Consider the following 12939-nt stretch of genomic DNA (forward strand, 5'->3'; position numbering starts at 1 on the left):
CCCCATGAAGAAACCGACGGTTATGATGGCAGAAATGACGTGGCCGGAGTTCAGCGCGCGCCTGGAAAACGAGCCTGTCGTGTTTCTACCAACCGGCATGCTGGAACAGCACGGACCGCACCTCCCAATGGGCGTGGACCACCTGTTGCCCACCGCCATCGCAGAGATGGTGGCGCAAGAGGTCGACGGCATCGTGGCCCCGCCCATCAATTATGGATACAAGTCGATGCCCCGCACCGGGGGGGGGCCCTCCTTTCCCGGCAGCACCGGACTCGACGGAACCACGCTGATTCATACGGTGCGCGACGTGATTCGTGAACTGGCGCGTCATGGCGTGCGTCGAATCTGTGTCATCGACGGTCATTTCGAGAACCTGTGGTTCCTCAATGAAGGGATCGACCTGGCGATGCGCGAGGTGGGTGACACTGGGCTTCGGGTGATGTGTCTGCAGCACTGGGAGTTTCTGACTAAGGATACCCTTGATGTGGTCTTCCCCGATGGCTTTCCGGGGATCGAACTGGAACATGCCGCGGTACTCGAGACGTCACTGATGATGCATTTCTATCCCCACCTGGTGCGTACCGACCGAATTCCCGACAACGCCCCCATGGACGCCCCACCCTATGACGTCTGGCCGGCACGCCCGGAGTGGGTGCCCGCCTCGGGCGCGCTCACCTCGGCTGCGCTGGCCTCGCCCGAGAAGGGGGCGGCCATGGCGAAGCAGTATCGCGACGACATGTCGGCTGCCGTGCGGCGAGAGCTGCTCTCGTGAATGGGCACCATACGAGATGCTCAGGCATTCCAGCTGAGGTAATGGCGTCCAAGTTGGCTTCGGGAGGGAATGATGGCGATCTCCTTTGATTTCAGTGGCCAGACAGTGCTCGTAACCGGGGCCAGCCGCGGCATCGGGTTTGCCGTGGCGAAGGCGTTCGCCGCTGCCGGGGCGCGAGTCTGTGTGCTAGCCGAGGATGCCGGCATCGTTCAAGCGGCACGGTTACTCGCGGCGGAAACCGGTAGCGAGGTCTGGGCCCAGCGCTGCGACATCACCGATCGCCATGAAGTCAACAGCGCCCTGCAGGGTATCGAACGACTCGATGTGCTGGTCAACAATGCCGGGGTAGAGCTGCCGACGCCGGTGGAGGATGGCCATGACGACGTCGATGACGCCTTCGAGCGCATCATGGACGTGAACGTCTTGGGCACCTGGCGAATGACGCGGGCCGCGCTGCCGAAGATGACGCCAGGGGGGCGCATTCTCATCACGTCTTCGATCTGGGGGCGCACCGCCGTTCCCGGTTTTGCCGCCTACGTGGCCTCCAAGCATGCGTTGATCGGCCTAGCGCGGACCCTGTCCAGAGAGCTGGGGCCACGTTCGATCCGCGTCAATGCCGTCTGCCCGGGGTGGGTCCGCACCGAGGCGTCGCTTCGCTCGCTGGCGGTGATGGCCAGGGAGCAGGCGGTCAGCGAGGATGAGCTTGCCGAGTCGATTGCCGCCGACCAGTCTCTGGGCGGCCTGATGGAGCCTGACGATGTGGCGGGACTGTACCTGTACCTCGCCTCCGAGGCCGCCACCAACGTGACGGGCCAGGCGATTCCGATCGACCGCGGGGAGGTGATGGCATGAATGACTCACTGGCAGGCGTTCGTATCCTGGTGACCGGAGGCTCAAGGGGCATCGGACGTGCCACCGCCATCTCGCTGGCCTCGGCAGGGGCCCGAGTGGCATTTGGCTATCACGGTGATGACGCCGCGGCGGCGGTCACCTTGGCCGATGTGCGGGTACACGATGCGTCGGCCTGCTCGATTGAGGCGGATGTCGCCAAGGAAGCCGAGGCCGTCGGGATGGTCCAGCGTGCCATCGAGGGGCTCGGTGGTCTGGACGTGGTCGTCAACAATGCCGGCATCCTGCATGAAGAGGGCTTGCTGGAGACCTCCGTCGATGCCTTCGACACGGTCATTGCGGTGAACCTTCGCGGCACCTTCGTGGTGGGACGCGAGGCGATCCGCCACATGGTCCAGCAAGGCAGTGGACGCGTGATCAATATCGCGTCCGACCTGGGATATCTCGGCAGGGAGCGCAACAGCGCGTATTGCGCATCCAAGGCGGGTATCGGTGCCATGACGCGCGCCTGGGCCCTCGAGTTCGCGCCACAGATTCTGGTCAATGCCATTGCGCCAGGCCCCGTCGACACCGACATGCTCGGCGCCGAGGTGATGAGCGAGGCCCAGCGCCAGAAGGAAAGCGCTATACCGCTGGGGCGCATCGGACGCCCCGAGGAAATCGCCAACATGGTCACCTTCCTCGCGGGGCCACAGGCCACCTTCATTACCGGCCAGACCTATGGCGTCAACGGCGGTAGCGTCATGTTATGAACACCCTGACAACCCATAAAGGACAATGACAATGGCTCACGACGCCGCTTTTTTCCGGCCACTTGGGGGCAGCGAGGTGCCGCGCTTCGCAGGACGCTCCACCTTCATGCGACTGCCGCAGATCGAGGACCCGTCCGAGGTCGACATCGCCCTCGTGGGCCTGCCCTGGGACAGCGGCTCGACAAATCGTGTCGGCCAGCGTCACGGACCGCGCGAGATCCGCAACAATTCGACCATGATGCGGCTGGTGCATCAGGCGAGCCGCATCGCGCCCTACGACCTGTGCCGCATCGCGGACCTGGGGGATGTACCGGTCAACCCGATCGACATTCGCGATACGCTCGAGCGGACCCGTAAGTTCTATCGACAGATCCACCATGCCGGTGCCATACCGTTGACGGCTGGCGGCGACCATCTCGGCACCCTGCCGATACTGCGGGCCATCGCCCGCGATGAGCCCATGGCGCTGGTCCAGTTCGACTCGCATTCCGATACCAACGATACCTACTTCGGCGACAATCCCTATACCCATGGCACGCCGTTCCGACGCGCCATCGAGGAGGGCATCCTCGACCCGAAACGCATGGTCCAGATTGGCATTCGTGGTTCACTGTATGAAGCGAGTGACCTTGATTGGGCACGTGAACAGGGCATTCGCATCATCGAGATCGAGGAGTATTTCGATCTGGGACCGGCAAGGGTGAATGCAGAAATCGCCCGGGTGGTCGGCGATGTGCCGACCTATGTCACCTTCGATGTCGACGCCCTGGACCCCGTCTATGCGCCAGGCACCGGCACACCTGAGGTCGGCGGTTTCAGTACGCGTGAAGCCCAGCAGATGATACGCGGCCTTCGGGGACTCAACCTGGTAGGTGCAGACGTCATGGAGGTATCGCCACCGTTCGACTCCTCGGGGATCACCGCCCTGACCGGGGCGACGCTGATGTTCGAGCTGCTGTGTGTCCTGGCGGACGCTGTCTCCAGGCGAGACACGTGATGCAGATGCCCCGCTTTTCTCATGCCTCCGATGAGCCGTCATGAACGGCAAGCATGTCGTCCCGCTATGACTCAAGGGCCTGATGACCGGCGGGGCACGCCCGAACTCACGCCGAAGCGGATCACGGCGACGCCACCTGCCCAGTGGACCCCGTCAGGATGCAGCGTCTGACCCGTCTGACAGCACATCGATCATGCAGTTGCGGAACACATCAGCAGAACGGTAGCTGTGGTGCTTGCTGGTGCAGAGATAGAAACGCGTTTCATGCCCGAGGGTATCGGGAAGAAGGACCTTCATGAGGCCCGCGTTGACCCAGTAATCGGCATAGTGTGCTGGCAGATAGCCGATGTAACGTCCGCTGAGTATCAGCAGGGCGTTGCTCTCCATGTGGGAGACGGTCGGCCGCTCGATGGAGACGGACAGATCGTCGTTTGCGGGAAAGGACACGTAACTCTTGCCCGTAAACGTCGTGTGCTGCAGGGCCTCCAGGATACGGGCAGGGTCGGATTCGTTGAACAGGGGGTGATCAGCCCCGCAATAAAGCTGTTGGGACTCCTTGAAGACGGGCACGCTATCGACGGAGTCGTGGCTCGGTTCGACGGGTGTCAGGATGCAGTGATATCGCCCCTCGAGCAGTCCCTGGATGAGCTCTTCCGGCGAAGAGATATCCACGTGAAGATGCACCTCGGGCGCAAGCTCGGTGAAATTCTGGAACCCCCTGGGCAGTGGTGCCACCCGATTCGTTGCCAGGGCATCCACGACACCGAAATGCAGGTCGCCGGTCAGATGACCGCGGACCTCAGCCACCACGTCGCAAAAGCCGGCGACTGAATCGAACAGCGGTTTCAGGCTCCGGTGGATACGCTCACCCTCCTCCGTCAGGGCGAAACCTTTCCTCCCGCGCTCGCAGAGGGTGAATCCCAGCCGCTCCTCGAGCGTTTTCAGCTGGATACTGATCGTCGACAGCGACAGCCCCAGCACCTGCTGGGCCGGCGCGAGCCCCTGAGCCTGCACCACGGCATGAAAGACGCGAAGCAGCTTGAGGTCGAAGTCGGTCAGGTTCGGAACATTGGAATGACGTGCGGTCATGGGAGTCGCCAGAGTCGGCCAGTAGGAGTCGCCGGACAGTCCGTTGCCACGACGATCAACCTAGCAAAGTGGTCTACCCAATGGAACGTGCGCCTTGGAAATGATCGAGACGACGCCTTCCCGGCACCGCGCAGGCGGGACCCTGGACCGGCGGCCTCCGGTTCCCGCGGAGCATGCGTCGTCGTCTCAGGAGGTCGGCCTGCGCTTCAGGGAGGTGCGCCGCTCGTGGTAGGCGATGGCCAGGCCGCTGGCGATGATCAGGGTGCCGCCGACGAAGACCCAGAGGTCCGGCACCTCGTCCCAGAACCACCAGCCCAGCAGCACCGCCCACAGCAGCGCCGTGTAGTCGAAGGGGGCGGCGAGTGCCGCCGGCGCGTAACGGAACGCCAGGGTGAGGCCGGTCATGGCGCCCACGCTGAGAAAGCCCGCCACCAGGAAGGCAGGCCAATGCCAGGGGGCCGGGGTCTGCCACGCCCAGGGCATGGTCCCGGCAGAGACCACCAGCGGCACCAGGGTCATGTAGAAGACCATGGCCCAGAGGTGCTCCCGCGCGCCGTAGCGGCGCGCCGTGATCATCATCAGGGCATAGAAGACCGCCGCGGCGACCACCACCAGGGCACCGGGCTGGAAGCTCTCGCCTCCGGGACGCACCACCACCAGCACCCCCACGAAGCCCAGGGCCGTGGCCAGCAGGGTCGGTCGATCGACCCGCTCGCCGAGCAGCGGCACGGACAACAGCGTGACGAACAGGGGGGCGGCAAAGGCGATGGCAGTGGCCTCCGCCAGCGGCAACAGGGTCAGCCCCCACATGAAGCAGATCATGGTGGCGGCGAAGATCAATCCCCGAAGCAGGTGCACCCCCGGCCGACGGGTCGACAGGGTACGCAACCCGCCGTTGTAGCGCGCGATCAGGGCGATCAGCGGCACCGACACCAGGGTACGGAGGAAGATGATCTGCAGCGGAGAGTGAGTCTCGCCCAGCCACTTGGTGAGGGCATCCCCCAGGGCCAGGCACAACACCCCACCGCACATGAACAGGATGCCCTTCAGCGACGACGACATGGCAACCGCCTCCTTGCGTGTTCATCGGATGGAGACAACGCCACCCCGTCGGCGGAACCGACGGGGTGGCGTAATCATGAACACGCTAAGGGCTTTTGCCGATCACGGCAAGCCTGGTCACAGGGAGGCCTGGACCACCATGCACTCCATGCCCTGGGCCACCAGACGACGGCAGGCGGTGTGTGCCTGTCCCTCGTTGAGGTCCACCAGGCGCGCACGGTAGACGCCGGTTGCCTCGGCATTGCCCACGGCGACCCGGGCATGGGTCAGCTCGCTGGCCAGCCGATCGGCGGCCCGGGAGGCCAGGCTGCGAGCATGCCCGGCATCGCTGAAGGCACCGACCTGCACGCCCCAGCTCCCCGGGCGGGTGGCGATCCCCGGGGTACCGCTCTCGGCGATCAGTTCACGAATGGGATCGTCGGCCGACCCCTGGGGCCGGTCCGCCGCGGCGGGCGCGGCGGGGCGCTCGACCCGGGCGACCCGCGGCTGCCCCGCAGGCGGGGCGACGACGCCAGGCATCGAGGTCGCCGCAAAGGCCGACGCCGCCGGGCTCGGGGCCGGGTTGCCGAGGCTGGCCAGACGCACCTCGCGACCGACCGGCTGCCCCGGCGCCTGGGGCTCGCCGGGCATCAGGCGTCCCCCGGAGATGTCCGCACTGGCCAGCCAGCCACGTCCATCGGCCAGCGAGGCACGCTGGAAGCCGCGGTCGAGCAGGTCGGCCGTGTGGGCATCCCGGGACGCGGCGGTGAAGCCGCCCATCACCACGGTGAGCAGGCGACGGCCGTCGCGCACCGCCGAGGTGGCCACGTTGAAGCCGGAGGCCCGGATGTAGCCCGTCTTGAGGCCATCCGCCCCGGGGTAGCTGTCGAGCAGGCGGTTGTGGCCGGAGATGGTCTTGCCCTTCCAGGTGAAGCTCGTCCGCGAGAAATGGGAATAGTACTGGGGGAAGTCCCGCATCAGATGACGGGACAACACCGCCATGTCGCGTGCCGTGGTGACCTGGCCGGGGTCGGGCAGGCCGTTGGGATTACGGAAGACGGTGTCCTCCATGCCCAGCGCGCGCGCCTTGTCGGTCATCATGCGGCTGAAGTTCTCCTCGCTGCCGCCCAGCGCCTCGGCCACCACCACGGCCACATCGTTGGCCGACTTGATCACCAGCGCATCGATGGCCTTCTCCAAGGGAATGCTGGAACCGGCCTTCACGTAGAGCTTCGAGGCCGGCTTGGCGGCCGCATTGGACGAGACCGGCAGCGGCTCGCCGAGGCCTAGCCTGCCCTCCTCCAGCGCCTCGAAGAGCAGGTAGAGCGTCATCATCTTGGTCAGTGAGGCGGGGTAGCGAAGCCTGTCGGCATTCTCCGCGTAGAGGATCTCCTGGCTGTCGGCGTCGATGACGATACCGGCATAGCGCGGATTCCCGGCCTGGGCGAAACCGGAGACCAGCAGCAGGCAGGCCAGCAGCAGGGCTCCCCCGACAAGGCGCCGGTTGATTGTTGTAGTGGGCACCATGATCCGTTCCCTCGAGGTTTATTCCAGTGACACCTAGACATTATGGCCAGCCGACGCGGCCTGTACAGGGCGTATGTCAGACTTTTTCTCGATTTTTCCGGGCACTAGCCCCCCGCCGGTCGAAAACCGACGCGGCCGCCGCCCGCGCGATTGACGCTGGCTATCACGATCGATCATTGAATAACCTTACTCCATGGATAAGACTTTCCCATGGCGCCCTTCAGCCCCCTGACCGGAGCCATCGCCATGGCGCAGCGCGTCACCTTCTCCGTGGCGCGCCCACGCGACCGGGCCGAGCAAAGGCGGCATGATCGCGCGGCGGGCGCCGGTCGTCGGCAAGGCCCGTCAGTGACCCGCCAGGCGCTGGGCGCCGAGCCAGACTAGGCGCAGGGCGAGCAGCGTCAGCGCCCAGCGGAAGAGGGCATCGAAATGGTGATCGGAGAGGCGGTGCAGCAGGTGCAGCCCCAGCCAGGTGCCGAGAAAGCCCGCCGCCACCATGACCAGCATCAGCGGCAGCCAGTCGCGGAAGACGAAGCCGGCCACGCCGAACACGAAGGCCTTGGTCAGGTGCTGGAGCAGCATGCAGGCGGAGAAGGTCGCCACCTTGGCCAGACGCCCGGCCTGTCGCTGCTTGATGAAGGCAGCGACCATGGGGCCGCTGGCGCCGACCAGGCTGGAGAGCAGGGTGGTGATCGCCCCGGCCACCATCACGCCGCCTCGCCCCAGGGCCCGGCTAGGCAGCCCCGGTCCCCAGCAGGTGAAGAGCACGAAGGCGGCGATGCACAGCTCCAGCACCCCGGCCGGCAGGCGCACCAGCAGCCAGGCGGCCGCCAGGGCCCCCAGGGCCACGCCGGGCAGGAAGGCGGCCAGCGTCGTGCGGTCGATGTGGCGCCAGGTCATCGCCGTGCGGCCGACATTGGAACCCAGCTGCACCATGCCGTGCACCGGGATCAGCGCCGCCGCCGGCATCACCTGGGCCAGCGCCATGATCATCAGCACGCCGCCCCCGACCCCCACTGCGGCGGTGAAGGCCGAGGTGAACACCGACAGCATCACCAGCAGCAGGTTGATCGCGCCCGACAGCGGCGACAGGCTCTCCAGCAGCAACATCGCGCCTCCTTCTCGCATGGGGCTGCCACTATAGCCGAGCCCGCCCTGCCCTGCGTCCCGGCCCCCTCGTCAGGGCGCCTGGAACTGGCGCTTCCAGCGCTGCTCGATGGTGTCCAGCTCCGCCGGCCCGTAATGCGCCGACGGCCTCCCCGTGTAGTGGGCCCATAGCTGGTCGCCATGGTCGTAGTGCCACCACTCGCTGGGCAGGTTGGTGAACCCCTGGGCGCACATGGCGTGGTAGAGCACGCGGCGCGCCTCCCGCGCCCGTCGCTGGCGGGTATCCGGGGCCTCGAGGCGTTCCAGGTAATCACTGTGGGAGGCCGAGCTCGCCTCGTCGAACAGCGAGCCCATGTCCAGCATCAGGCCGTCGGCATCGCACAGCGTCACGTCCACCGCGCCGCCGGTGAGGTGCGGGCTGGGGGCCCGGGGGTCGCGGCTCGGCATGGCCACGAACTCCCGGGTGCGGGCGAGCAGCGCGGCCTCGTCGAGGGCCGGGTGACGGGCACGCATCACCTCGAAGAGGGTGTCGAAGAGGTACTGCTGGACGCGCCAGGGGCGCCAGCCGTCCAGGACCACCAGGCCGAGGCCCGGCGGCAGGGAGCAGGCCACCGCGAGCAGCCGGCGATAGACGCCTTCCCGCACGAAGCACTCCGGCACCGCGCCGGGGATGCCCAGCCGGGCATAGGCGGGGAACACCTTGAGCGGCTCGGGCGCCAGGCTCATCGGCACCAGCGGCTCGTCGTCGGGGACGATGGCCAGGCGACTCGTCGCCTCCCAGCAGGGCTCGGGCCGGTGGGGAATCGGGGATGGGTCGATATCGGGCAGTGTCATGCGAAACGTCCAGGCCGGGCATGCCTAGAGCCTAGCGGACTCCCGCCTCCCGGCACACCGCGACACCTCGGGCTCGCACGACTCAGGTCGGCTCGAGGTGCGCCTCGGCCTCCATCGGCAGCCGTGCGATCAGCTCGCCGACCCGGCCGGTGACCCTCTCCACGGTGGCCTCGTCGTAGAGGCGTCCCTTGCGCTTCTTCATCCCCTGCTCATGGAGCCGGACGTGCTCGGTGGGCGTCACCCCGGCGTTGGCCAGGCAGTGACGGGCGCAGTGCATCTGGCAGCCGTCGATGGCCACCACGGGGCGGCCCGAGCGGGCGGTGCGCACCAGGCCGGGCACGCCGCCGCCCACGCCGGCGATGCAGGACATCTCTGCCACCCCGCCGTGATCCAGGCGCAGGGCGACCTCGTTGGCGAGCTGGGCCACGTCGGAGCAGCCCGAGCAGCTGTAGACCAGGGTGCGGGGCGTGTTGCGGGGTCGGGACATGAAGCCTCCCAGGGGTCGGTGCATGAACGTCAGTCGTCGGCCAGCATGAGGTCGCGCAGCCGCCGCTCGTCGAGGACGACCAGGCGCTGGCGGTCGATGTGGACGGCGCCCTCCTCGCGCAGTCTGGCCAGCAGGCGCGACAGGGTCTCCGGGGTCATCGCCAGCTGGGCGGCCAGCCAGCGCTTGGGGATGGTCAGGCGGATCACCTGCGGCCCCTTGGCGCGTCCGGCCGGCAGCTGGCGCAGGATGAAGCTGACCAGCCGCGACATGGCATCGGCCTGGGTGAGCAGGGCCATGTCCTCGAGGCGCTCGGTCAGTTCCATGGCCAGCCGGCTCATGAACTCCGCCCGGCAGGCGGGCTGGCGATCCATGAACGCCCGGCAGCGTGCCGCGGGGATGTCCAGCACCTGGGTACGGCGCAGCGCCTCCGAGGAGTAGAGGTAGACGCCCCGGTTCGAGACCATGCTCATCTCGCCGAGCGGGCCGCCCCGCTCGACGCAACGGATGGTCGCCATTCGCCCGTCGCCGGCACTGCGCACCAGGCGGACCACCCCGCTGATCACGATGTAGACCCGGCTGGCCGGCTCGTCCTGGCGAAACAGCCAGTCGCGACTCTTCAGGGTGCGCACCCCGGCGTCGGCCAGCAGGGCCTCGAGCTGGTCGTTCTCGAGGTCGCGCAGCCAGGGCACTCCCCGGACCAGCTCGCGCAGCTGGCGCGGCCGGCACAGCAGCTCAGTCGAGGAACTGAGCGCCGGGACAGTATCCGTAGACATGGCCTTCCTCCACTGGGGTATCGGCATCGATGATCAGGTAGCCATGGGCCTGGCTGGCGGCGCCGAGCATGTGAGAGCCCTGCCCCCCGGCCAGCCGGGCCACGGGGGCGCCGCCGGTCCAGTCCAGCACCACCCGCAGCAGCTCGCGCCGGCCGCGGGGGGCCCGGCGCGTGAACCCCGCGGTGACCGGAAAGCGCTGCAGCGGGGCCGGGGGGCGCCCCTGGCGGCCGTGCACGAAGGGCAGCGCCAGCAGCTGCCAGCCCACCAGCGAGGCCACGGGATTGCCGGGCAGGCCGATCAGCGGGGTGCCGGCCTCCCGGGAGGGGCCGAGCCAGCCCAGGGCCAGGGGCTTGCCGGGCTTCATGGCCACGCCGTGGAAATCGAGCCCACCGAGGCGCTCCAGCACCGGACGCACATGATCCTCCTCGCCCACCGAGACGCCGCCGGTGCACAGCACCAGGTCGGCGCCGTCGCGGGCCTCGGCGAGGACCGCGGCCAGGGCCTCGGGCGTGTCGAGCACCGGGCCCAGATCGAGCACCTCGCAGCCCTGGCCGGCCAGCAGGGTGCGCAGCATCGGCCCGCTGCTGTCGTAGACGGCCCCCGGACGCCAGGCCTGACCGGGGGCGATCAGCTCGTCGCCGGTGGTGACCAGCGCCACGCGGAGTCGCCGATGCACCGTCACGGCCTCGATGCCATGGCCGGCCAGCAGGGCGATGGCCGCGGCGTTCAGCCGGCTCCCCGCGCCGAGCAGCACGTCGCCGGCCCGGCTCTCCTCGCCGCGGCGTCGGATGTTGGCGCCCGGGGCCACCTCGCCCGACACCCGCATGCGCCCCTTGCCATCGAGGTGCACCCGCTCCTGGGGCACCACGGCATCGGCGCCCCTCGGCACGGGGGCCCCGGTGAAGATGCGTGCGCAGCCGCCCGCGGGCAGGTGGGCCACGCCGGCGCCGGCCGGGACGCGAAGCGTCACCGGCAGGCCCGACGGCGCGGCGGCCAGGTCGTCCAGGCGCAGGGCATAGCCGTCCATGGCGCTGTTGTCGACGCCGGGCATGTCGAGGGTCGCCAGGGCCGGGGCCGCCAGCACCCGGCCCGCGGCATCAACCAGGGCCAGCCGCTCGACACCGCTCACCGGCCGGGCGGCCTCCACCATCCTCGCCCGGGCCTCGAAGAGATCCAGCAGGCCCGGGGTGACGATCTCGGCACAGCCGCAGTTCATGCGCCGACTCCTTCCGCCACGTCCCGGTCGGGTGTCGCCTGGCGTGAGGCGCATGGCGAGGCCTGCGGCCGCACCATGGCGACGAAGTTGCAGGGCCGAGTGCGGGCGTCCAGCTGTTCGACGAGGATGTCGTCCCAGGCGGTGGCGCAGGCCCTGGGTGAGCCGGGCATGGCGAACACCAGGGTGCGGTCGATCAGCCCGGCCACGGCGCGGGACTGGATGGTGGAGGTGCCGATGGTGGCCAGGGAGCGCTGGCGGAACAGCTCGCCATAGCCGTCGATGGCCTTGTCGAACAACGGCGCCAGCGCCTCGGGGGTGGTGTCGCGCGGCGTGAAGCCGGTGCCGCCGTTGACCAGGATGGCCTGGATGTCGTCGCGCACCACCCAGGCCGAGACCACGGCCCGGATGCGATAGACGTCGTCGGGCACGATGCAACGCTCCACCAGGGTGTGGCCGGCACCGCTCAGGCGTTGCTCGAGCAGGTCACCGCTGCCGTCCTCCTCGAAGCCGCGGGTGTCGGAGACGGTGAGCACCGCCATGCCCAGGGGCACGAAGGGGGTATTGGCATGAACATGGGACATGAGGGTCCTCCTTGCCGCCCATGGTGAGACGACACTGAATGGAGCGGCATGCCGCGCGGGGCGGCATGCGGCGTCACTGCATCAGGGCGCTGCCGCCGTCGTCGTCCAGGGAGATGCCCTCGACGCCGATATCGGACTCCAGCGCCAGCAGGTAGTGGCGCAGTGCACGGCGGGTGGCCTGCTCGCGCAGGCTGTGGCGGACCCGCTCGGCCACCTGCTCGAAGGGCAGCTCGCGGCCCTCGAGCCGCTCGTCGATGCTGACCAGGTGCCAGCCATAGCGCGACGCCAGCGGCCGCTCGTGGAGCCCCACGGGCAGGTGCTGCAGCGCCCGGTCGAGCTCGGCGACGGTCTGGCCGGGCACCAGCCAGCCGAGCTCGCCGCCCTCGTCCAGGGAGGGACAGGCGGAGTGACGCTGGGCCAGCTCGGTGAAGCGCTCGGGGTGTTTGCCCAGCTGCCTGATGAGCTTCTCGCCCAGTCGGTAGCCGGCATCGCGGGCGGGCGCATCGTCCGGCGCCGCGGCCAGCAGAACGTGGCGCACCCTGAGGCGGGTCGGCTCGCTGAAGCGCTCGGGATGGGCGGCATGGAAGCGCCGGCAGTCCGCCTCGGCGGGCTCGGGCACGTCCAGCTCGTGCTCCAGCAGGGCGGCGATGGCGGCGTCGGCCTCGTCGATGGCCTCCTCGGACGACTCGGCCATCCCCAGGGCGGACGCCCGCTGGCGCAGCAGCTCGCGCACCACCAGGGCCCGGGCCGCCTTCAGCTGGGCGGTGCCGGCGCTGTCGGCCGGGTGATACTGCATCTCCCGGGCGATGGCCGCCTCGTCGATGGTGGCCTCGCCGACCCGGATGGGCGGGGGGCTCGCCCTGCCCGGGAGCTGTTCGATATCGATCTTCTGCATGGTCCTTGTCCTCGTTCAG

14 protein-coding genes are annotated in these 12939 nt (G+C 68.4%); 4 read left to right on the plus strand and 10 right to left on the minus strand.

All coding sequences use genetic code 11. The features are described from left to right. Positions 1 to 4: 4 nt before the first annotated feature. The 4 genes from BOX17_RS06955 (at position 5) to speB (ending at position 3370) form a co-directional block, all read left to right on the plus strand. The gene (locus tag BOX17_RS06955; RefSeq protein WP_071943027.1) at positions 5 to 772 is read left to right on the plus strand and encodes a creatininase; all 768 of its coding nucleotides are present in this window, start codon (positions 5 to 7) and stop codon (positions 770 to 772) included. A 72-nt stretch (positions 773 to 844) separates the two neighbouring features. Then, positions 845 to 1624 carry an SDR family NAD(P)-dependent oxidoreductase gene (locus BOX17_RS06960; RefSeq protein ID WP_208858101.1) on the plus strand — a complete coding sequence of 260 codons (780 nt, stop codon included), beginning with the start codon at positions 845 to 847 and terminating at the stop codon, positions 1622 to 1624. Then, complete coding sequence (locus BOX17_RS06965) at positions 1621 to 2373, plus strand: SDR family NAD(P)-dependent oxidoreductase (RefSeq protein WP_071943029.1); 753 nt, start codon at positions 1621 to 1623, stop codon at positions 2371 to 2373. Before BOX17_RS06960 ends, BOX17_RS06965 begins: the two co-directional genes overlap by 4 nt. A gap of 31 nt (positions 2374 to 2404) precedes the next feature. Further along, a complete protein-coding gene (speB, locus tag BOX17_RS06970) occupies positions 2405 to 3370 on the plus strand; it encodes an agmatinase (protein ID WP_071943031.1) in 966 nt (321 codons plus the stop codon). Between the two features lie 153 nt (positions 3371 to 3523). Here speB and BOX17_RS06975 read toward each other — a convergent pair whose 3' ends face one another. From BOX17_RS06975 to BOX17_RS07020, 10 genes are all read right to left on the minus strand, one after another. Then, positions 3524 to 4459, minus strand: coding sequence for a LysR family transcriptional regulator (locus BOX17_RS06975; protein WP_071943033.1), 936 nt, complete (start codon positions 4457 to 4459; stop codon positions 3524 to 3526). 186 nt (positions 4460 to 4645) lie between these two features. After that, positions 4646 to 5521: a DMT family transporter gene (locus BOX17_RS06980; protein WP_071943035.1), complete on the minus strand. Its 876-nt coding sequence runs from the start codon at positions 5519 to 5521 to the stop codon at positions 4646 to 4648. Positions 5522 to 5638: 117 nt separating this feature from the next. After that, entirely contained in the window at positions 5639 to 7027 is a 1389-nt protein-coding gene (locus BOX17_RS06985; protein WP_071943037.1) for a D-alanyl-D-alanine carboxypeptidase, read from the minus strand. Positions 7028 to 7372: 345 nt separating this feature from the next. After that, positions 7373 to 8137, minus strand: coding sequence for a sulfite exporter TauE/SafE family protein (locus BOX17_RS06990; protein ID WP_071943039.1), 765 nt, complete (start codon positions 8135 to 8137; stop codon positions 7373 to 7375). A 69-nt stretch (positions 8138 to 8206) separates the two neighbouring features. Further along, positions 8207 to 8968 (minus strand): M15 family metallopeptidase, encoded by a 762-nt coding sequence (locus tag BOX17_RS06995; RefSeq protein ID WP_208858102.1) that lies wholly within the window; start codon positions 8966 to 8968, stop codon positions 8207 to 8209. 82 nt (positions 8969 to 9050) lie between these two features. After that, on the minus strand, positions 9051 to 9455 hold the full coding sequence (locus BOX17_RS07000; RefSeq protein WP_071946724.1) for a putative zinc-binding protein: 405 nt from the start codon (positions 9453 to 9455) through the stop codon (positions 9051 to 9053). Positions 9456 to 9484: 29 nt separating this feature from the next. Next, on the minus strand, positions 9485 to 10228 hold the full coding sequence (locus BOX17_RS07005; RefSeq protein ID WP_071943041.1) for a Crp/Fnr family transcriptional regulator: 744 nt from the start codon (positions 10226 to 10228) through the stop codon (positions 9485 to 9487). Next, the gene (locus BOX17_RS07010) at positions 10188 to 11444 is read right to left on the minus strand and encodes a molybdopterin molybdotransferase MoeA (protein WP_071943043.1); all 1257 of its coding nucleotides are present in this window, start codon (positions 11442 to 11444) and stop codon (positions 10188 to 10190) included. Before BOX17_RS07010 ends, BOX17_RS07005 begins: the two co-directional genes overlap by 41 nt. Further along, positions 11441 to 12025, minus strand: coding sequence for a molybdenum cofactor biosynthesis protein B (gene moaB / locus BOX17_RS07015; protein ID WP_071943045.1), 585 nt, complete (start codon positions 12023 to 12025; stop codon positions 11441 to 11443). The genes BOX17_RS07010 and moaB overlap by 4 nt, the downstream gene beginning before the upstream one ends. Positions 12026 to 12098: 73 nt before the next feature. Continuing rightward, entirely contained in the window at positions 12099 to 12920 is an 822-nt protein-coding gene (locus BOX17_RS07020) for a peptidylprolyl isomerase (RefSeq protein ID WP_071943047.1), read from the minus strand. Positions 12921 to 12939: the final 19 nt, after the last annotated feature.

The sequence above is a fragment of the Halomonas aestuarii genome (genome assembly GCF_001886615.1).
Classification (GTDB): domain Bacteria; phylum Pseudomonadota; class Gammaproteobacteria; order Pseudomonadales; family Halomonadaceae; genus Halomonas; species Halomonas aestuarii.